The sequence below is a fragment of the Mesorhizobium sp. WSM4842 genome, assembly GCF_055901575.1.
Genome location: NZ_CM148372.1, coordinates 435,750 through 455,904 on the forward strand (window position 1 = coordinate 435,750; position 20,155 = coordinate 455,904).

Genomic DNA, 20,155 nt, shown 5'->3' on the forward strand with positions numbered 1-20,155 from the left:
TTTGGCTTTCGTAATAAGCTTTGGGTTCTGCAATAGGCTTTGAACTGATGGATACGATGAAAATGGCCGATCGAACCTATTACGCGCCGCATGGCGGCCACCCCGGCCAGAGTGAGCTGCTGACCGGCCGCGCCGTCTTCACCGAGGCCTATGCCGTCATTCCAAGGGGCGTGATGCAGGACATCGTCACCAGCGCCTTGCCGTTCTGGGACAAGACCCGCGTCTGGGTGCTGTCGCGGCCGCTGTCCGGCTTTGCCGAGACGTTTTCGCAGTACATCGTCGAGGTGGCGCCCGGCGGCGGCAGCAACCGGCCGGAACCGGATGCCGGCGCCGAGGGCGCCTTGTTCGTGGTCGAGGGCGAGCTAAGCGTCTCGCTTGCCGGCAAGACGCATGTCCTGCAGCCGGGTGGCTTTGCTTTCCTGCCGCCCGCCAGCGGATGGACCGTTCGCAACGAGAGCGGTGCTGCTGTCCGCTTCCACTGGATCCGCAAGGCCTACGACGCCGTCGAAGGCATCGATCCGCCGCAGGCCTTCTTCACCAACGAGCAAGATGTCGCACCGAGCCCGATGCCCGGCACCGACGGTCGGTGGGCGACGACCCGCTTCGTCGATCCTGAAGACATGCGCCACGACATGCATGTCACCATCGTCACGCTCGAACCGGGCGCGGTCATTCCCTTCGCCGAGACCCATGTCATGGAGCACGGCCTCTATGTGCTGGAGGGCAAGGCGGTCTATCGCCTCAACCAGGACTGGGTCGAGGTCGAGGCCGGCGACTATATGTGGCTGCGCGCCTTCTGCCCGCAGGCCTGCTATGCCGGCGGTCCGGGCCAGTTCCGCTATCTGCTCTACAAGGACGTCAACCGGCATGCCAAGCTTGGCGGCGCCGGCGTCGCGAGACGCGCGCCATGACCCGCATCATCGCGCGGCCGCTGACCCGCGAAAATTTTGCCGAGTTCGGCGACGTCATCGATATGGGCGGCGACAATCACTACCCGATCAATGGCGGCCAGGCCGAGCGCTACCATGACCTCGCCGCCGTCGAAGCGCAGGGGCCGAATGCGCGCGTGCTGATATCCATGGTGCGCGGCACGCCTTACGAATTTCCGCTGAAGCTGACCATGGTTGAGCGTCACCCGTTCGGCAGCCAAGCTTTCATCCCGCTGTCGCCACGGCCGTTCCTGGTCATCGTTTGCGATGATGGCGACGAAGGTCCGGGCGAGCCGCACGCCTTCATCACCGCGCCTGGGCAAGGCGTCAATTACCCCCGCAATCGGTGGCACGGCGTGCTGACGCCGATCGGCGAGGTTCAGGATTTTCTCGTCGTCGACCGCGGTGGCGACGGCTCCAATCTCGAAGAGTGCCATTTCTCGCACGCCTACGAGATCGACCTCCCCGACGGGAGCCAGTGATGGTCGACGTCTCGCTGATCGACCGCCTGCTCGACGTCATCGAGCATGACATCCTGCCGAAGACGGCCGAAGGCGTTGCCCATGGCAACAAGCTGTTCGGCGCGGCGATCCTGCGGAAGGACGACCGCTCTCTGGTGCTCTCCGAAACCAACAACGAGACGGAAAATCCGCTCTGGCATGGCGAGGTGCACTGCCTGAAGCGGTTCTATGAAATGCCGAAGGCCGAGCGCATCGATACCAAGGACGCGATTTTTCTCGCCACGCATGAACCCTGCTCGCTCTGCCTGTCGGCGATCACCTGGACCGGCTTCGACAATTTCTACTATCTGTTTTCGCACGAGGATTCGCGCGACAGCTTCGCCATCCCGCACGATCTGAAGATCCTGAAGGAGGTCTTCACCCTCGACCCAGGTGGCTACAATGCCGAGAACGCCTATTGGAAGAGCTTTTCGATCCGCAGACTGGTGCGGTCGTTGCCCGAGGCCGAGCGCCGGCGGCTGGAAACGCGGATCGGCACGATCGCCGCACGCTACGACGAACTTTCCGACGCCTACCAGGCGAGCAAGGCCGAAAACGACATTCCGCTGAGTTGACGCGGATTGACCAGCCGATTTCGTTGGCTGGCCCACGACGCATCGGCAGCGGCTCCATCATGTGGCCGCATGAAAACCGTCACTGAATTTCCCCGTAAGGTCGTTGAGTTTCCGGATATGGGGATCGTCATGCCGGATGGCTGCAGGCTGTCGGCGCGGGTGTGGATGCCAGTCGACGCCGGTGACGATCCGGTGCCAGCGATTCTCGAGCACCTGCCCTATCGCAAGCGCGACGGCACGATCTTTCGCGACCAGCTGACGCATCCCTATTTCGCCGGCCACGGCTACGCCTCCATCCGCGTCGACATGCGCGGCAATGGCGATTCCGAAGGGCTGATGGACGACGAATATTCCGAGCAGGAATTGCAAGATGCTTGCAATGTGATCGCCTGGGCGGCGGCCCAGCCCTGGTGCAACGGCAGTGTCGGCATGATGGGCATCTCCTGGGGCGGCTTCAACTGCCTGCAGACGGCAGCCAAGCAGCCGCCGGCGCTGAAGGCGGTGATCAGCCTGTGCTCGACTGTCGACCGCTATGCCGACGATATCCACTACAAGGGCGGCTGCCTGCTGATCGAGAATGTCGGCTGGGCCTCGACCATGCTGTCCTACTCGTCGCGGCCGCCGGATCCGCTGCTGGCCGGCGACGTCAGGTGGCGTGACCTGTGGCTGACCCGGCTGGAGAACCAGCCCTTCCTGGCGCCGCTGTGGCTGAAGCATCAGCACCGCGACGCGTATTGGAAGCGCGGCTCGATCTGCGAGGACTATTCCGCCATCCAAGCCGCCGTGCTGTCGATCGGCGGCTGGCACGACGGCTATCGCAACACCATTTCCCATCTCGCCGCCAATATCGAGGCGCCGGTCAAAGGCATCGTCGGCCCGTGGATCCACAAATACCCGCATTATGCGGCACCTGAACCGCGCATGGGTTTCCTGCAGGAGGCCTTGCGCTGGTGGGACCGCTGGCTGAAGGACATCGATACCGGCGTCGAGACCGACCCCGCCTACCGCGCCTATGTCATGGACAGCGTCCGTCCCGCACGCTGGCATCCCGAACGGCCGGGCCGGTGGGTGGCGGAACGGGTGTGGCCGTCGCCTGATATCAATACGCAGGAAATCGAGCTGATCCCCGAAGGCAGCAAGCCGGCCATCGTCGCCTCGCCGCAAAGCTGCGGCCTTGCCGGCGGCGAATACTTTCCCTTCACCTTCGGCCCGGAACTGCCCGGCGATCAGCGCTCCGACGATGCGCTGTCGGTGTGTTTCGACCAGCCGGTGCTCACAGAGGCGATCGACATTGTCGGCGCGCCGGAGGTGCTGGTCAGGGTCTCGTCGGACCGGCCGCAAGCGAACATCGCGATCCGGCTCTGCGACGTGCACCCCGACGGCGCGTCCGAGCTGATCTCCTACGGTGTGCTCAACCTGACGCAGCGCAACTCGCACGAATTCCCGCAAGCGCTGGTCCCGGGCGAAACCGTCAGCGCCCGGGTGGTGCTCGACCAATGCGCCTATCGCGTGCCATCAGGCCATCGCCTGCGCATTGCCATTTCGAACGCCTACTGGCCGATGATCTGGCCATCGCCGGAACCGGTCCGGCTCGACCTGTCGGCGGCGACGGTGAAATTGCCGCTGCGCCCGCTGGCGCAAGGCGATGAAGTCATGTTCCCCACGCCTGAGGCAGCCGCGCCGTGGGCGACCGAAACGATCCGCGCTGCCAATTGCGAACGTCATGTCGATCGCGACGAAAAGACCGGGAAAATCACGCTTTCCATCGTCGACGATTTCGGCGAGGTGCGCGATCTGGAGCATGGCCTCGCCAATGGCAGCATCGCGCGAGAGACATGGGCGATCCATCCCGACAATCCGCTGTCGGCGTCGGGCAAGACGCACTGGACGCAGACGCTGTCGCGAAATGGATGGTCGGTGCGCACCGAAATCTTCGCCGAGATGCGGTCCGACGTGCAAAACTTCATGGTTAGCGCCAGAATCGAGGCCTATGAAGGCGAAAAACTGGTTTTCGAGCGTAATTTCGAAGAGAAAATCCCGCGCGCTCTGCTCTGAGCGCTTATGCGGATTGGTCCAATTGCGACGTACGATTTACGCCACGGCATGTCGCATTCGGTCTTGCTTACGGCGTTCCCTTGCGGTCATTATTCTCCTCACAAGAAACCATAAAAAAACGACCATAAGGTCGAACCAACAGAGTGAGGAACTCAACATGTCGAACGAACTGGAATTTCTTAGCCGGCGCGTCGCATCCGGCAAACTGAGCCGTCGTGATTTTCTCGGCCGGGCGGCAGCGCTCGGCATCACCGCAACCTTCGCCAACTCACTGCTTTCAAGTGCGGCGCGCGCCGCGGGTCCGGTCAAGGGCGGCACGCTGAAGGCCGGCCTGGTCGGCGGCGAGTCCACCAACAGCCTCGATCCGGCCCTGTTCATGACCCAGGTGCCGTTCGCCTTCGGCAAGATGTGGGGCGAACTGATCGTCGAGCTTTCCCCGGAAGGTACTCTCGAGAACCGCATCGCCGAGGAGATCGGCTCGTCGGACGACGCCAAGGTCTGGACGCTGAAGATTCGCGACGGCGTCGAATTCCACAATGGCAAGACGGTGACCGCCGAGGACGTGGCCGCCACGCTCGAACGCCATTCGGACGAGAAGTCGAAGTCGGGCGCGCTCGGCTACATGGAGGGCATCGAGAGCATCAAGGCCAGCGGCAAAGAAGTCGTGCTGACGCTGAAGGAGGCCAATGCCGACCTGCCTTATCTGCTCAGCGACTACCATCTGATTGTCCAGCCCAATGGCGGCAAGGACAAGGCGGATGCCGGCGTCGGCGCCGGGCCCTACAAGGTCACCACCAACGAGCCCGGCGTGCGCCATGGCGGCGAGCGGTTCGCCAATTACTGGCAGGGCGACAAGATGGGCCATGCCGACCAGATCGAGATCATTGTCATCAACGACGCCACGGCTCGCACCTCGGCGCTGCAAGGCGGCCAGGTCAACATGATCAACCGCGTCGAGCCGAAGATCGTCGACCTGATCAAGCGTCTGCCGGGCGTCACCATCCGCAACCATTCGGGACCTGGCCACTACGTCTTCATCATGCATTGCAACACGGCGCCGTTCGACAACAACGATCTGCGCATGGCGCTGAAGCTGGCGATCGACCGCGAGGAGATGCTCGACAAGATCCTCAGGGGCTACGGCTCGCTCGGCAACGACTTTCCGATCAATGCGTCCTACCCATTGTTCTCCGACGACATCGAGCAGCGCAAATACGATCCCGACAAGGCCAAGTTCCATTTCAAGAAGTCGGGCCATGACGGTGCTGTCCTGCTCAGGACGTCCGACGTCGCCTTCCCCGGCGCCGTCGATGCAGCGCAGCTCTTTCAGCAGAGCGCGGCCAAGGCCGGCATCACGCTGGAGATCAAGCGCGAACCGGGCGACGGCTACTGGTCGGAGGTCTGGAACAAGCAACCCTTCTGCGCTTCCTACTGGGGCGGGCGCTCGACGCAGGACCAGATGTATTCGACTGCCTACCTGTCGACAGCCGACTGGAACGACACGCGTTTCCTGCGTCCGGATTTCGACAAGATGGTGCTGGCGGCCCGCGCCGAGCTCGACGAGGCCAAGCGCAAGGCGATGTATCGCGACATGGCGATGCTCGTCCGCGACGAGGGCGGCCTGATCCTGCCGATGTTCAACCAGTTCATCGACGCGACGGGCGCCAAGGTCGCCGGCTGGGTCGACGATCCGCATCAGGAGCTGATGAACGGGTACGCTCTGGCAAAGTGCTGGCTCGAAGCCTGAGCCCGGCCTTGCGGATATGTCCTCACCCCTCGTGAAACTGGTGGCCCAGCGCATTGCGCTGGGCATCCTGCTGCTGTTGGCCGTATCGGTCCTGATCTTCGCCGGCACCCAGATCCTGCCCGGCGACGTCGCGCAAGCCATCCTCGGACAGTCGGCGACACCGGAATCGCTCGCTAATCTGCGCGAGCAGCTCGGCCTCAACGATCCGGCCTTTGTCCGCTATTTCCGCTGGCTCGGCGGCGTCGTGACCGGCGATCTCGGCACCGCCATGTCGAGCGGCCAGGATATAGCGACGTCGATCAAGGGACGGCTATGGAACACGCTGTTCCTCGCCTTCTGGGCGGCGGTCGTGGCCGTGCCGCTGGCGATCATCCTCGGCCTGATCGCGGTGCGCTACCGCAATGGCTGGGTCGATAAGCTGATCTCCGGACTGGCGCTCGCCTCGACGTCGTTTCCCGAATTCTTCGTCGGCTACGTGCTCGTCTATTTCTTTGCCGTGAAATACCAGATCTTCCCCGGCATCTCGACCGTCTATGACGGAATGCCTTTCGGCGAGCGCATGCAGGCGATCATGCTGCCGGCGGCGGCACTGACTCTGGTGGTGCTCGCCCACATGATGCGGATGACGCGCGCCGCGATCCTCAACGTGATGCAGTCGGCCTATGTCGAGACGGCGGAGCTCAAGGGGCTTTCAGCATTCGCCGTCATCCGCAGGCATGCCTTCCCCAATGCGATTGCACCTATCATCAACGTCGTCATGCTCAACCTTGCCTACCTCATCGTCGGCGTCGTCGTGGTCGAAGTGATCTTCGTCTACCCGGGCATGGGCCAATATCTCGTCGACCACGTCACCAAGCGCGACGTGCCGGTGGTGCAGGCGGTCGGCCTGATCTTCGCCGCCGTTTATATCAGCCTCAACATCATTGCGGACATAGCGGCGATCGTCGCCAATCCGCGTCTCAGACATCCGAAATAAGGGGAGCGGGCATGCTCGATATAAAACGCATCCCCATCCCGGCGCTGATCGGCCTGGTGCTGACGGCGCTGTTCGTGCTGGCGGCGATCTTCGCGCCGTGGATCGCGCCGTACGGCAATGGCGAGATCGTCGGCGACGTCTGGGGACCGATGTCGGCGACACATTGGCTGGGCACCGACAATCTCGGCCGCGACCTTCTTTCACGCATGATCTACGGCGCCCGCGTCACGCTGTTCATCGCGGTTCTGGCCACCGCGCTGTCCTTCTCACTGGGTGCCATCCTTGGCTTCTCGGCGGCGGTTTTCGGCGGCTGGTTCGACACGCTTATGTCGCGCCTCGTCGATCTCCTGATGTCGATCCCGACGCTGATCATGGGCCTGGTCGTGCTCTCGGTTCTGCCAACCAATCTGGTGACGCTGATCCTGGTCATGGGCATTCTCGACTCGACCCGCGTCTACCGCCTGTCGCGGGCGGTCGCCGTCGATATCAACGTCATGGATTTCGTCGAGGCGGCCAAGCTGCGCGGCGAAGGCAGCGTGTGGATCATCTTCCGCGAGATCCTGCCCAATGCGTTGTCGCCGCTGGTTTCGGAACTCGGCCTGCGCTTCATCTATGCGGTGCTGTTCCTGTCGACGCTGTCCTTCCTCGGTCTCGGCGTGCAGCCGCCTAGCGCCGATTGGGGCGGCATGGTCAAGGAAAACAAGGATGGTATCGTCTTTGGCATCGCGGCGGCACTGATCCCTGCGGCGGCGATCGCCATGCTGGCGATTTCCGTCAACCTTGTCGCCGACTGGGTGCTCAACCGCACGACAAGCCTGAAGGGAGGGCGGGGGTAATGGCTGACCAGCGAGCAAAGTCCGTGCTGCTCGATATCCGCAATCTGCGCATCGAGGCCACGGTGTTCCCGCCCGGCGAGGCGCCGAAGAACATCGTGCTGGTCCACGACGTCTCGCTGACGCTCGAGAAGGGCAAAGTGCTCGGCCTGATCGGCGAGTCCGGCGCCGGCAAGTCGACCATTGGCCTGGCGTCGATGGGCTATGGCCGCGGCGGCGTCCGCATCACCGGCGGCGAGGTCATGCTGAACGGCCGCGACATCCTTAAGGGCGGCAAGGAGGGTTTTCGCAAGCTGCGCGGCCGCGAGGTCTGCTATGTCGCGCAATCGGCCGCCGCCGCCTTCAACCCGGCGCACAGACTGATGGACCAGGTGGTCGAGGCGACGCTGCTGCATGGCACGGCGACACGGGCCGCAGCCGAAAAACGCGCCGTCGCGCTGTTCAAGAAGCTCAGCCTGCCGAACCCTGAAAGCATCGGCGAACGCTTTCCGCACCAGGTGTCCGGCGGCCAGCTGCAGCGCGTGATGACGGCGATGGCGCTGTGCTCCGAGCCCGACCTGATCGTCTTCGACGAGCCGACCACGGCGCTCGACGTGACGACGCAGATCGACGTGCTGGCGGCGATCAAGGACGCCATCCGCGACACCCATGTCGCAGCGCTGTACATCACCCATGACCTGGCCGTCGTCGCGCAGGTGTCGGACGAGATCATGGTGCTGCGCCATGGCCGGCTGGTCGAATGGGGCGGCACCCGCCAGATCATCAAGGAACCGCGCCAGGAATACACCAATGCACTGGTCTCGGTGCATGAGATCGAGCACCAGGAGCAGAAGCCCGGCACGACGCCGTTCCTGTCGGTCAAGAACATCACCGCCGCCTACGGCCGCAGCCACATCAAGGTGCTGAAGAACGTCTCGGTCGACATCTATCCGGGCCAGACGCTGGCCGTGGTCGGCGAGTCCGGGTCGGGCAAGTCGACACTGGCGCGCGCCATCACCGGCCTCTTGCCACCCGAACAAGGCACCGTCACCTTCGACGGACGTCCGCTCGCCAACCGACTTGCCGACCGGCCCAAGGAAGATCTGCGCCAGTTGCAGATGATCTACCAGATGGCTGACGTGGCGATGAATCCGCGCCAGACCGTCGGCACCATCATCGGCCGGCCGCTCGAATTCTATTTCGGTCTGCGTGGAAGGCAACGTGACGCCCGCGTCGCCGAACTGCTCGACAAGATCGAGATGGGCAAGGGCTTCGTCGACCGCTACCCGGCCGAGCTTTCCGGCGGCCAGAAGCAGCGCGTCTGCATCGCCCGCTCGCTTGCGGCCAAGCCGAAGCTGATCATCTGCGACGAGGTGACCTCGGCGCTCGACCCGCTGGTGGCCAACGGCATCCTGAAGCTGCTGCTCGAGCTGCAGAAGGAGGAAAACGTCGCCTATCTGTTCATCACCCACGACCTCGCGACGGTGAAGTCGATCGCCGATTCGATCGCGGTGATGTATCGCGGCGAGGTGGTGCGCTACGGCGCCAAGAGCCAGGTGCTGGCGCCGCCCTTCGATGCCTATACCGACCTTCTCTTGTCCTCAGTCCCTGAAATGGAGATCGGCTGGCTGGAAAAGGCGATCAAGGGACGGCGCATGGCCAGCGCGGGGAATTAAACATCCCGGTGGCGCTGACGACAAAACTTCTGCTGATCATCCTCGACGGCGTGCCTTACCGCAACTGGCGCCGGCTGATGGGCAATCTCGAAGGCTGGGTGCAATCGGGCGAAGCGCGGATCTGGAAGATGCGTTCCGTGCTGCCGTCGACCTCGGCCTGCTGCTATGCCTCGATCCACACCGGCGTGGCGCCGCAGGTGCATGGTATATTGTCCAACGAGAACCGGTTCCGCGTCGAGCAGCCGGACATCTTCTCCGAGGTCAGCAGGGCCGGCGGCAAGACCGGTGCGGTCACCCATTCCTACTGGTCCGAATTCTTCCGGGCCTCTCCGTTCGATCTGGTCGAGGACATGGAGTTCGACGAGCCGGGCGGGCCGATCACCCATGGCCGGTTCCACACCATGACCGGCTACAATGCCAGGAACCAGATGACGCCGAGCGACGTCGACCTGTTCGCGACGCTGACCATGCTGACCAGACGCCACGGCATCGACTACGGCATCCTGCACACCTGCACGCTGGATTCGATGGGCCACCGCTTCGGCCACGACTGCCACGAGATGGACCATGCCGTCTATGCGATGGACGGCATGCTCGCCACCTTCCTGCCGAGGTGGCGGGAAGCCGGCTACGAGGTCATCGTCACCGCCGATCACGGCCAGACCGATCGCGGCCATCATGGCGGCCATGACGACGAGATGCAGGATTTTGCTCTGTATTATTTCGGACTGGGCAAGGGTCCGGAGGCCGATCCACTGCTCAACCAGCTGCAGCTTGCGCCGACTGTGCTAGCGCGCCTCGGCGTGCCGGTGCCCGCCACCATGAAGGCCAAGTCGTTTCTCGACTGAATGGGGTGCCTAGCCTGCTTGCTTACGGAGAACATGAAGCTGGGGCCGAAATGCGCAACGCCAAATGGAGGCCAGATACAGCAGTCAAAGTTCGAGACAGACCTTGCCAAAATGCTTTTGGGACTCGTAGTGCTTGAAGGCATTGGCGATCTCCTGCAGCGGAAAACCGCGGTCGATAGCAGGCTTCAAACGGTTGGCCTCTATGGCACGAATCATGTCTTCTTGGTCTGCCCTGCTGCCAATCGAGATTCCGCTTACCCTAGTCTGATTGGAAAACAGGGCCGGGATCGAAACTTGTCCGGCAAAACCAGTCAAGACACCGATTAGTGCGATGTGGCCGCCCATCCTGCAAGCTGTTATCGACTGCTCCAACGTGCCGGGCCCGCCAACCTCGATCACATGATCGACGCCGCGTCCGTCCGTCAAAATCCTTACCTTCTGGCCCCAATCCGGCACTGCCTTGTAATTGACGACAATGTCGGCTCCAAACCGCTTCAGCTTTTCCAGCTTCTCCTCCGATGAGGAGGTTGCAATAACGCGAGCGCCCGCAATTTTTGCGAATTGCAGCGCGAACAGCGATACACTTCCCGTGCCAAGGACCAGCACCGTATCACCGGGCTTTACCTGCCCGCACACCATCAGGGCTTTCCAGGCGGTAACGCCGGCACAGGTAAGCGTTGCCGCCTCCATATGCGTGAAGTCTGCCGGTGCCCTTGTGAAGGCGTGCCACGGCATGCACACATATTCGCGGGCATAGCCGTCAACATCATCTCCCAATTCGCCCGTCTTATTGGCTGGCGTCGGTTCGCCGGCCAGCCAATGGGGCCAATAGGTGCTGACGACGGCATCTCCGGCCTTGAATTCTTGGACATCATCTGAGACCGCAACCACTTCTCCAGCGCCATCGGACAGCGGGATACGGCCATCGGCGCACGGTTTCTTTCCCAGCGCCACCATGCTGTCGTGGAAATTCAACGAACACGCCCGTATCCTGACAAGCAACTCACCCGGCCCTGGTTCCGGGCAATCCGTCTCGACCAGCTTGAGATTTTCCAAGCCTCCCGGCGCTTTCAGCCTAATCTGTCTCATGGATAGCTCCTTCCGACCGCGCAAGGCTTCATGCGCCCCACCAGTCGCATGGACGATTGAGCGCATCCAACACCGGCATCGGCGATCGATCCGCGAGTCGCGGCCGCAAAGCTGTAGTTGGTCATGACATTCGCTTCTTCAGCTGGGTTAGTGGTTGCGATCGGGACCTTAGTCGCCCGGCAGCGGACCGGTGAGTTACAAAACTGTCGGGAATCCTGCGCGGCGGTGTCGTCCAATGGCGCTCCGTCCGAGGCTGAAGGACTGCACCTTGCCCGACGCGCATGAGCCGCCTTGTGGCCGTCGTCATTGCGAGCCTGACGGCCGCCTTTTGCTTGGCGCCCCTGACTGAGACTGGACCCCTAAGAACGGGGGAACGGTATACTCTGGCAACCTCTCCGCTCTTCGGTTAGCTTTCGAAAATCCGGGCGGAAAGCGGTGAACCTTTTTGGGCCGATCAGCGACAGAGCAGACAGGAGCCAGGCGGCTCGATCGGCCATGACGGCAGCGACGGAAACCGATCGCGCGCTTGTCGGCCGGGTCGCGAAGGGCGACCGCGCCGCCGTGCGGCTCCTGTTCATGCGCCACCACGCGCGGGTCTACCGTTTCGTGGTGCGCCAGACCGGATCGGAAATGATGGCCGACGATATCGCCAACGAAGTGTTTCTCGAACTCTGGCGCCAGGCGCCCGGCTTCGAGGGCCGCTCGGAAGTCTCGACATGGCTGCTCGGCATCGCCCGCTTCAAGGCGCTGTCGTCGCTGCGCAAGAAAAAGGAAGACTGGATCGACGACGATGACGCGGCCCAGATCGCCGACGGCGCCGATACGCCGGAAGTCGTCACCATGAAGGAAGACAAGGGCGCCGCGTTGCGGCGCTTCGTCGATGCCTTGCCGGAAGAACACCGAACGGTGATCGACCTTGCCTATTACCACGGACAGTCGGTGACCGAGATCGGCGAGGTGCTCGGCATTCCGGTTGCCACCGTCAAGACCAGGATGTTCTACGCCCGCAAGAAACTCGGCGAGGCCCTCAAGGCCGCCGGTTACGACAGGGGGTGGCCATGAGCGCCGCTGAAAAGATGTCGCGTCGCGATGAAATGGAAACGCTGCTGCCGTTCTATCTGAACGGCTCGCTTGAAGGTGCGGAGCTCGAAGCCGTCGAGGAATGGCTGGCGACTGACCCGGCAGCGCTTGCCGCACTCGGCGAGGCCGAAGCAGAATTCTCCAGCACCGCTGCATCCAATGAGGCGATCCGTCCGCCGGCCGATGCGCTCAGCCGCCTCGCCCGGGCGCTCGACGCCGAGGCCGGCCCGGTGCGCGCGCCGGCGTCGTCGTCCTGGCTGGCACAAGCGTGGGGCCGCTTCACGGCGGTTCCCGCCGCCGTCGCCTGGGCTGCGGCCGCGGCTCTGCTGGCGCTTGTTGTCGTGCAGTCGTTTGAGCAGCCCGGCGGCTTGGACAGCGATTTCGAAATTGCCGGCCAGCAAGGCGATCTGGCGAAAATGCCGTTCGCGCTGGTGAAGTTCAAGCCGGACGCGAAGATGGCCGACATTGTCGCTTTTCTTGGCGAACACCAGCTGAAGATTGCCGGCGGGCCGACCGCCGACGGTGTCTTCCGCCTTGGCATCCCGGCCACGACTGCCGCCGACTATGAAAAAGTGCTTGGGCTTATTGCCGCCCAGCCTTTCGCGGAGGCTGTGGTCGAGGGAAGGAAGCCGGTCGATGGCGGCTAGGGCGGTCATTCGATTTGCGGCGCTCGTTGTGGCGGCGATGACGATCGCCGCCGCGCCTGCCTTGGCGCAGACCAATGATCCGAACCTCACCCAGGCAGAAATCGACTGCCTGAACCGAGGGACGGCGGCGGCCGACTGCGTCAAGGGCGACACAGAGGATGGTAGCGGCGAAAGGCCCGGCACAGGTTCCGCCGCGACAGGTGCTGTCTTTCTCCCCGCGCTGATCGTCGACCTGTTCCCCAATCCGGTCGGCGGCGGCCAGGCGCCGCTGCCGACGCCCGATCCGCGCCGCGATCCGGCCAGCGGTGCGTTGCCGCCGCCGGTCCCGCCTGCCGGTGCGGCAGCGATACAGACCGCCGCGCCGGGCGGTCCGATCGTTTCGCCCACCAATCTCATCGCGGCCGGGCCGCGGCGCGCCGTCATCGGTGATTTCGTGCCCGACGAGGTGCTGGTGACGGTGGATGGCGACGCCGTCCAGCAGATCGCCGCTTCCTTTGGCCTCGAGGTGCGCTCGCAGCGCCAGTCTCAGCTGCTCGGCACCACGCTGGTGCGCTTCGGCATTCCCGACGGCCGCCCGGTCGGTGTCGTGCTGGCGCAGCTTGCCGCCGACGGCCGCACCCTGCGGCGCGAGCCCAACCATATCTACTCGCTGCAGCAGGCAGCCACCATCGTCAACTATGCCTTCGAGCGCATCGCGCTCGATTCGAGAGCGGCGAGCGGCGAGAATGTACGCGTCGCCGTCATCGACACCGCCATCGACGATACCAATCCGGCGCTCTCCGGCGTCATCGCCGATCAGTTCGACGCCATGCCCGACGTGCCGATCGAGGCGCGCGATCACGGCACCTCGATCGACGGCCTGATCGCCGGCGTCGGCGCGCTTAAGGGCATGGCGCCGGGCGCCAAGATCTATCACGCCCGCGCCTTCGAGGGCGGCAAGTCGACCATGGATGTCATCCTGGCGGCGCTCGACTGGGCGGCGGAGCAGGATGTCCGCATCATCAATATGAGCTTCGTCGGCCCGAAGAACGACCTGCTCGGCATCGCCTGCCGCAATGCTCGCGCCTTGGGCATCGTGCTGGTCGCCGCCGCCGGCAACAACGGACCCAAGGCGCCCTACGGCTACCCGGCCGCCTTCGACGGCGTCATCGCGGTGACTGCTACCGATGCCAAGGACGGGCTGATGCAGCAAGCCAATCGCGGCGCCTACGTCTTCCTCTCCGCTCCCGGCGTCGAGATGGTGGCGCCGAGCGGGGCCGGTTCGGATGTGGTCACCGGCACCTCGTTTGCCGCAGCCATCGTGACCGGCGCGATCGCCAATCTCTTTCATGCCGCGCCCGACCGTTCCGCCGACTGGGTCGAGAAAGCGCTGGCCGCCACCGCCAAGGATCTCGGCCCCAAGGGACGAGACAATGATTTCGGCTATGGGCTGCTGGACACCAAGGCGGCCGAGGCGGCGAAGGAATAGGTCTAACGCTTCAAGCTTCTGTTTTATGCATTATCGCAAACCGCAGCATTTTTGGGCGACATGGAATAGGCTCAAAACTCGTTGTCGCTGATGGCCGAGATGGGTGGTTTCCCGACATCCATGTGGCCCCTAAGATAGAGCAATGCGTGAACCGGATTTCCAATTGGACGGGTGGTGCCTGGATGATGGCGAGGAATATCATCGGGCGTCGCCGAACACATTCTGGATACCCGATTCGCATGAACGAGAAGGGTTGCAACCGGGAGATCTCGCGAAACTGATCTTTCGAATTTCGGTCGATGATGAGAATGAACCCGTCGCCGTAGAGCGCATGTGGGTGCTGGTGGGTGAGCGGATCGACGGAGGCTACTTGGGTGTCCTCGATAACGATCCGTATGCAGTTGATCAGAATGATGAGCTTTGGAGTGGGGTTGAGTTACCGTTTTCCGCCCGTGATGTGATCGATATTCGCGAACGTGACGAAAAAACCATTGCCTTGGCCGCACAAACACCGAAGAAGCGTTGGCCTCAAACGTGATTGCGGTCTTATGTCTGCAGCGGGTCGAACTCGGTCGCTCAGAGTGATTGGAATTTGATCCCTACGTCGGCGCGCCGGCGACAGATCCCCTGATCACCAGATCGACCGGCCAGACTTCGCCGCGGGCGCCTTCCTCCAATCCGGAAATCCGCGCCGCCAGCCGCTCGGCAATGCGCGCGCCGGCCAAGCGGATCGACGAACGCGTCGTCGACAAAGGCACCGAAAAATTCTCCGGCTTCAGCCAGGGGAAGACGTCGTCATGGGCGATCAGCGAAAGGTCGCCCGGAATGGTCAGGCCGAGGTCGCGCACTGCGCGCACGACGCCGAGCGCCATGATCAGGCTGGAGCAGGCGATCGCGGTCGGCGCATCGCTCAGCTCGAGCAACCGTCTGGCGGCGCGGTAGCCGTTCTCCTCGGTCATGGCGAGGGAACAGACATGGCCTTCGCCAAGCACCAGACCGCTCGCCGCCAGCGCCCGGCGCACGCCACGCTCGCGGTGAATGGCGAAGGTCTCGCGGTCGTCGCCGTTGATCAGCGCCAGCCGCCGGTGCCCGAGCTGGACGAGCAGCCGTGCCGCTTCGTGGAAGGCGCCCTCATTGTCGATGTCGGTGAAAGGATAGTCGAAATCCAGGCCTTCGCTGCGGCCATGGACGATGAAGGGGATGCCGAGCGCGTTGACCAGCGCCACCCGCCGATCGGCCGGCCTCGGCGACGAGATATAGACGGCGTCGACCTGCCGGTTGGCGACGACGCGCCGATAGGTGGTCTCCTGGTCGTCGGCATCGGCCGGGGACAGCACCAGGTCGAGTTCGTGCGAACGGGCGTAGTCGCCGAGACCGGACAGGAACTCGACGAAATGCGGGTCGATGTCGACGGCCGTCCCGGTCGGCAAGACATAACCGATCATCCCGGTCTTGCCGGTAGCCAGCCGGCGCGCGCTCGGGTTGGGGCGGTAGCCGTGGCGCTTGGCGGCGTCGATCACCCGCCGGCGCGTTTCCTCGTTGACTTCCGGATAGCCATTCAGCGCGCGGCTTACCGTGGTCTGCGAAAGCGCCAGCATGTGGGAGAGCTGTTTGAGGTTCACCGGAGGCCTCCAAGCCTCAAAGCGCTTTAACTATGGATCGCTTGGACCGCTACGGGCGGCGCTGCCGAATGCAAAGACCATAAGCACCGTTTCTGACCGGTTTGAAGCAAAATTTGCTGCTGCAGCGCCAAAAAAGCATGCTGCAGCGCACTTTCTTTGCTCTTATATGACAGATACTAAATCGATTAGCCTGCCCCCTCTTGACTTATGATCGATTCAGTGGCGTGATCGAACAGACCAAAGCGCTTTGGAAGACTCTTCGAAAGGTTGCGGTTCCTTTCCGACTGAGTCACAGTCCTGCAGCGTCGGCGGACGGAATGGAGGTTTCGTCCGAGTGCTTGTGACCACTGGGAGGAATACCGATGAAGAAAATGCTTCTGCTGGGCGCCGCGTTTGTCACGCTCGCCCTAGGCGCGCCGGCGCAAGCCGAACTGAAGTTCAAGCCGGGTGAAGACCCCCGCTTCAACTGGGCGAACTACGAAGAGCTCAAGAAGGTCGACCTCAAGGGCGAGACGCTGTCGATCTTCGGACCATGGCGCGGCGAGGACGAAGCCCTCATCCGCACCGTTCTCGACTATTTCTCGGAGGCCACCGGCGCCGAGATCAAATACTCCTCGTCGGAAAATTACGAACAGCAGATCGTCATCGACACGCAGGCCGGCAGCCCGCCCAACATCGCCGTGCTGCCGCAGCCGGGCCTGATCCAGGATCTGGCGTCCAAGGGCCTGCTGACGCCGCTCGGCGACGACACCGCCAACTGGATCAAGGACAATTACGGCGCCGGCCAGTCATGGGTCGATCTCGGCACCTTCAACGACAAGGACGGCAAGCCGGGCTTCTTCGCCTTCCCGTACAAGGCCGACGTGAAATCGCTGGTCTGGTACTCGCCGGACAATTTCGAGGAAGCCGACTACGAGGTGCCGAAGACGCAGGAAGAGCTCGCCGAGCTTGAAAAGAAGATCATCGCCGACGGCGGCACACCATGGTGCATCGGGCTCGGTTCGGGCGGCGCCACCGGCTGGCCGGCGACCGACTGGGTCGAGGACATCATGCTGCGCACCCAGACGCCCGAGACTTACGACAAATGGGTGAAGAACGAGATTCCGTTCAACGACCCCGCGGTGGTCAACGCCATCGACATGTTCGGCAAGATCGCGACCGACGACAAGATGGTCGACGGCGGCGCCAAGGCAGTTGCGGCGACCGACTTCCGCGACAGCCCGAAAGGCCTCTTCTCGGTGCCGCCTAAATGCTACTTGCATCATCAGGCTTCGTTCATCCCGACCTTCTTCCCGGAAGGCACTGAGGTCGGCCAGGACGTCGACTTCTTCTACTTCCCACCTTACGCCTCCAAGCCCGACCTCGGCACCCCGGTGCTCGGCGCCGGCACGCTGGCCATGATCACCAAGGATAGCAAGAGTGCCCGCGCGTTCATCGAATTCCTGAAGATGCCGCTCGCCCATGAGATCTGGATGGCGCAGGGCGGCTTCGTGACGCCGTTCAAGTCGGCCAACAAGGACGCCTATGCCAGCGACGCGCTGAAGAAGCAGGGCGAAATCCTTGCCGAAGCCTCGACGTTCCGCTTCGACGGGTCCGATCTGATGCCGGGCAAGATCGGCGCCGGCGCCTTCTGGACCGGCATGATCGATCTCGTCGGCGGCAAGTCCGCCCAGGATGTCGCCACCGACATCCAGAAGAGCTGGGACGCGATCAAGTAGGCGGCCCGGCTGAACGTTCGGACTGCCGATCCTGAATGGATCCGGGCCCCAGTGGCCCGGATCCGACCGGCGGCCCGCGGCGCAGCAATCTTTATTTATGAGCACATTCCGGCATGACGCGCGACCCGCAAGAGCAGAACCCTGCCTTGCATCCGGTTGCGTTCCAAACAACTGAATCGGCCCATGATCCCGTCGCCAAATCCATTCTCGACTGGCGGATCATGCGCAGAGGGAGGGACCCGTGGCGGCTCAGATTTTCTCGGCCATAACAGTCATCATCGTCGGCGTCGGCAGCTGCGTCGCCTATTTCTGGGGCGCCAACAAACTGGTGGACATCATCTTCCCGTCGCGCGGCGTTGCAGGTGCTGCGGCCATCGACAATCTGCGCCGGCAGGGGATGATCCGGCCGTGGCTGTTCGTCGGCCCGGCCATGATCATCCTCACCATCTACCTGATCTACCCGGTCGTGGAGACTCTGAGGCTGTCGTTGCTCGATCGCGGTGGCGCCAATTTCGTCGGCTTCGCCAATTATGAATGGGCGTTCGGCGACCGCGAGTTCCGCAACGCCATCTTCAACAACATCATCTGGCTGGCGGTCGTGCCTGCCGCCTGCACCTTCCTCGGGCTGATCATCGCCGTCCTTACCGACAAGATCTGGTGGGGCACCATCGCCAAGAGCCTGATTTTCCTGCCGCTGGCCATCTCCTTCGTCGGCGCCAGCGTCATCTGGAAATTCATCTACGAGTATCGCGGCGCGGGCCAGACGCAGATCGGTCTGCTCAACGCCATCATCCAGTATTTCGGCGGCCAGCCTCAGGTCTGGATCTCGCTGCCGTTCTGGAACAATTTCTTCCTGATGATCATCCTGATCTGGATCCAAACCGGCTTTGCCATGGTCATCCTGTCCTCTGCCTTGCGGGGTATTCCCGAAGAGACGCTGGAGGCGGCCGTCATCGACGGCGCCAATCCGTTCCAGATCTTCTGGAAGATCATGGTGCCGCAGATCTGGGGCACGATCGCCGTCGTCTGGACCACGATCACCATCCTGGTGCTGAAGGTTTTCGACATCGTGCTGACCATGACCAACGGCCAATGGAACAGCCAGGTTCTGGCCAATCTGATGTTCGACTGGATGTTCCGCGGCGGCGGCGATTTCGGCCGCGGCGCCACCATCGCCATCATCATCATGATCGCGGTCATTCCGATCATGGTCTGGAACATCCGCCAGGCCAACAAAGAGACGGGAGGGCATTGAGATGGCCGCGGCGACCGGAAAGTCCTTTGCCAGCCGTTTCGGCGTCCATATCGCGGTCTTCATCTTCGTCGCGATCTGGACTATCCCGACGCTCGGCATTCTCGTCTCGTCGCTGCGCGACAAGGATCAGATCATCGCCTCGGGCTGGTGGAACTCGTTCGCCAGTTCCACCCAGACGGAAGCGGGCCGGCTGCCACCCGCCTCGGCGCAAGTCGAGAAGGACGGCAAGTTCGTCCTCGAGGGCAACATCTTCGGCGACGATCCGGCCCGCGACATCAGCGCCTTCGGCGTCAAGTCGTCGGCGCCGACGCAATATCCCGCCGGCACCACAGCCGATCTCGGCGACGGCGAGACCTTGCAGCTCAACGCCGACGGCAGTTTCGTCATGACCTCAACGAAGGCCTTCGAGGGCGAGCGCGGCCAGCGCGTCTACTACGCCTCGTCGGCGCCGCCGAAATTCACCACCGACAATTACAGTACGGTGCTGTTTTCGGAAGGCATCGGCCGCTCCTTCATGAATTCGCTGACCGTCACCATTCCGGCGACGGTCATCCCGATCCTGATCGCGGCGTTCGCGGCCTATGCGCTGGCCTGGATGCGCTTTCCCGGCCGGGCGTTGCTCATCGCGGTGATCATCGGCCTCTTGGTCGTGCCGCTGCAGATGTCGCTGATCCCGCTGCTGAAGCTCTACAACGGCGTCGGCAGCTTCTTCGGCGTGCCGTCGAAAACCTATCTCGGCATCTGGCTGGCGCATACCGGCTTCGGCCTGCCCTTCGCCATATATCTCCTCAGAAGCTACATTGCCGGCCTGCCGCGCGAAATCATGGAATCGGCGCGGATCGACGGCGCCAGTGATTTCGAGATCTTCGTCAAGATCGTACTGCCGCTGTCGTTCCCGGTGCTGGCCTCCTTCGCCATCTTCCAGTTCCTTTGGGTGTGGAACGATCTGCTGGTTGCGATGGTTTTCCTCGGTACCGAGGGCGACCAGATCGTGCTGACCGCCAAGCTTAACGCGTTGCTCGGCTCGCGCGGCGGCGACTGGGAGATCCTGACGACATCGGCCTTCATCACCATTGTCGTGCCGTTGATCGTGTTCTTCTCGCTGCAGCGCTATTTCGTCCGCGGGCTGCTCGCCGGCTCGGTGAAAGGAGGTTGAGC

General features: G+C 63.0%; 18 protein-coding genes. 16 read left to right on the forward strand and 2 right to left on the reverse strand.

The annotated features are described in order from the left end of the window. The first annotated feature begins 62 nt into the window (after positions 1-62). The 9 genes from AC0NIE_RS01960 (at position 63) to AC0NIE_RS02000 (ending at position 10,118) form a co-directional block, all read left to right on the forward strand. Positions 63-911 (forward strand): bifunctional allantoicase/(S)-ureidoglycine aminohydrolase, encoded by an 849-nt coding sequence (locus AC0NIE_RS01960; RefSeq protein ID WP_473484332.1) that lies wholly within the window; start codon positions 63-65, stop codon positions 909-911. Then, complete coding sequence (locus AC0NIE_RS01965) at positions 908-1,411, forward strand: ureidoglycolate lyase (protein ID WP_473484334.1); 504 nt, start codon at positions 908-910, stop codon at positions 1,409-1,411. The genes AC0NIE_RS01960 and AC0NIE_RS01965 overlap by 4 nt, the downstream gene beginning before the upstream one ends. Continuing rightward, the gene (locus AC0NIE_RS01970; protein ID WP_473484337.1) at positions 1,411-2,004 is read left to right on the forward strand and encodes a nucleoside deaminase; all 594 of its coding nucleotides are present in this window, start codon (positions 1,411-1,413) and stop codon (positions 2,002-2,004) included. Before AC0NIE_RS01965 ends, AC0NIE_RS01970 begins: the two co-directional genes overlap by 1 nt. Before the next feature lie 69 nt (positions 2,005-2,073). Next, on the forward strand, positions 2,074-4,059 hold the full coding sequence (locus AC0NIE_RS01975) for a CocE/NonD family hydrolase (protein ID WP_473484339.1): 1,986 nt from the start codon (positions 2,074-2,076) through the stop codon (positions 4,057-4,059). 157 nt (positions 4,060-4,216) lie between these two features. Next, positions 4,217-5,806, forward strand: coding sequence for an ABC transporter substrate-binding protein (locus tag AC0NIE_RS01980; RefSeq protein ID WP_473484341.1), 1,590 nt, complete (start codon positions 4,217-4,219; stop codon positions 5,804-5,806). A gap of 16 nt (positions 5,807-5,822) precedes the next feature. Beyond that, positions 5,823-6,782 (forward strand): ABC transporter permease, encoded by a 960-nt coding sequence (locus AC0NIE_RS01985; protein WP_292190003.1) that lies wholly within the window; start codon positions 5,823-5,825, stop codon positions 6,780-6,782. Between the two features lie 11 nt (positions 6,783-6,793). Further along, positions 6,794-7,618: an ABC transporter permease gene (locus AC0NIE_RS01990; protein WP_095493936.1), complete on the forward strand. Its 825-nt coding sequence runs from the start codon at positions 6,794-6,796 to the stop codon at positions 7,616-7,618. Beyond that, on the forward strand, positions 7,618-9,270 hold the full coding sequence (locus tag AC0NIE_RS01995) for an ABC transporter ATP-binding protein (protein ID WP_473484343.1): 1,653 nt from the start codon (positions 7,618-7,620) through the stop codon (positions 9,268-9,270). The genes AC0NIE_RS01990 and AC0NIE_RS01995 overlap by 1 nt, the downstream gene beginning before the upstream one ends. An 8-nt stretch (positions 9,271-9,278) precedes the next feature. Beyond that, positions 9,279-10,118, forward strand: coding sequence for an alkaline phosphatase family protein (locus tag AC0NIE_RS02000; RefSeq protein WP_473484345.1), 840 nt, complete (start codon positions 9,279-9,281; stop codon positions 10,116-10,118). An 84-nt stretch (positions 10,119-10,202) separates the two neighbouring features. Here the strand turns inward: AC0NIE_RS02000 and AC0NIE_RS02005 are convergent, their stop codons facing one another. Beyond that, complete coding sequence (locus AC0NIE_RS02005; RefSeq protein ID WP_473484348.1) at positions 10,203-11,207, reverse strand: zinc-dependent alcohol dehydrogenase family protein; 1,005 nt, start codon at positions 11,205-11,207, stop codon at positions 10,203-10,205. A gap of 495 nt (positions 11,208-11,702) precedes the next feature. On the opposite strand from AC0NIE_RS02005, the gene AC0NIE_RS02010 reads away from it, so the two are divergent. The 4 genes from AC0NIE_RS02010 to AC0NIE_RS02025 all read left to right on the forward strand — a co-directional run bounded on the left by AC0NIE_RS02010 (position 11,703) and on the right by AC0NIE_RS02025 (position 14,940). Continuing rightward, on the forward strand, positions 11,703-12,269 hold the full coding sequence (locus tag AC0NIE_RS02010; protein ID WP_095493938.1) for a sigma-70 family RNA polymerase sigma factor: 567 nt from the start codon (positions 11,703-11,705) through the stop codon (positions 12,267-12,269). Next, on the forward strand, positions 12,266-12,934 hold the full coding sequence (locus AC0NIE_RS02015; RefSeq protein WP_473484350.1) for an anti-sigma factor: 669 nt from the start codon (positions 12,266-12,268) through the stop codon (positions 12,932-12,934). The genes AC0NIE_RS02010 and AC0NIE_RS02015 overlap by 4 nt, the downstream gene beginning before the upstream one ends. Then, entirely contained in the window at positions 12,924-14,402 is a 1,479-nt protein-coding gene (locus tag AC0NIE_RS02020; protein WP_473484352.1) for a S8 family serine peptidase, read from the forward strand. The genes AC0NIE_RS02015 and AC0NIE_RS02020 overlap by 11 nt, the downstream gene beginning before the upstream one ends. 142 nt (positions 14,403-14,544) lie before the next feature. Beyond that, positions 14,545-14,940, forward strand: coding sequence for a hypothetical protein (locus tag AC0NIE_RS02025; RefSeq protein WP_473484354.1), 396 nt, complete (start codon positions 14,545-14,547; stop codon positions 14,938-14,940). A gap of 61 nt (positions 14,941-15,001) precedes the next feature. Here AC0NIE_RS02025 and AC0NIE_RS02030 read toward each other — a convergent pair whose 3' ends face one another. Beyond that, positions 15,002-16,024, reverse strand: coding sequence for a substrate-binding domain-containing protein (locus tag AC0NIE_RS02030; RefSeq protein WP_473484357.1), 1,023 nt, complete (start codon positions 16,022-16,024; stop codon positions 15,002-15,004). 362 nt (positions 16,025-16,386) lie between these two features. On the opposite strand from AC0NIE_RS02030, the gene AC0NIE_RS02035 reads away from it, so the two are divergent. The 3 genes from AC0NIE_RS02035 to AC0NIE_RS02045 all read left to right on the forward strand — a co-directional run bounded on the left by AC0NIE_RS02035 (position 16,387) and on the right by AC0NIE_RS02045 (position 20,153). Further along, entirely contained in the window at positions 16,387-17,742 is a 1,356-nt protein-coding gene (locus AC0NIE_RS02035; RefSeq protein ID WP_473484359.1) for an ABC transporter substrate-binding protein, read from the forward strand. 241 nt (positions 17,743-17,983) lie between these two features. Then, positions 17,984-18,997, forward strand: coding sequence for a carbohydrate ABC transporter permease (locus AC0NIE_RS02040; RefSeq protein ID WP_473484361.1), 1,014 nt, complete (start codon positions 17,984-17,986; stop codon positions 18,995-18,997). Position 18,998: 1 nt separating this feature from the next. Further along, a complete protein-coding gene (locus AC0NIE_RS02045; RefSeq protein ID WP_473484363.1) occupies positions 18,999-20,153 on the forward strand; it encodes a carbohydrate ABC transporter permease in 1,155 nt (384 codons plus the stop codon). Positions 20,154-20,155: the final 2 nt, after the last annotated feature.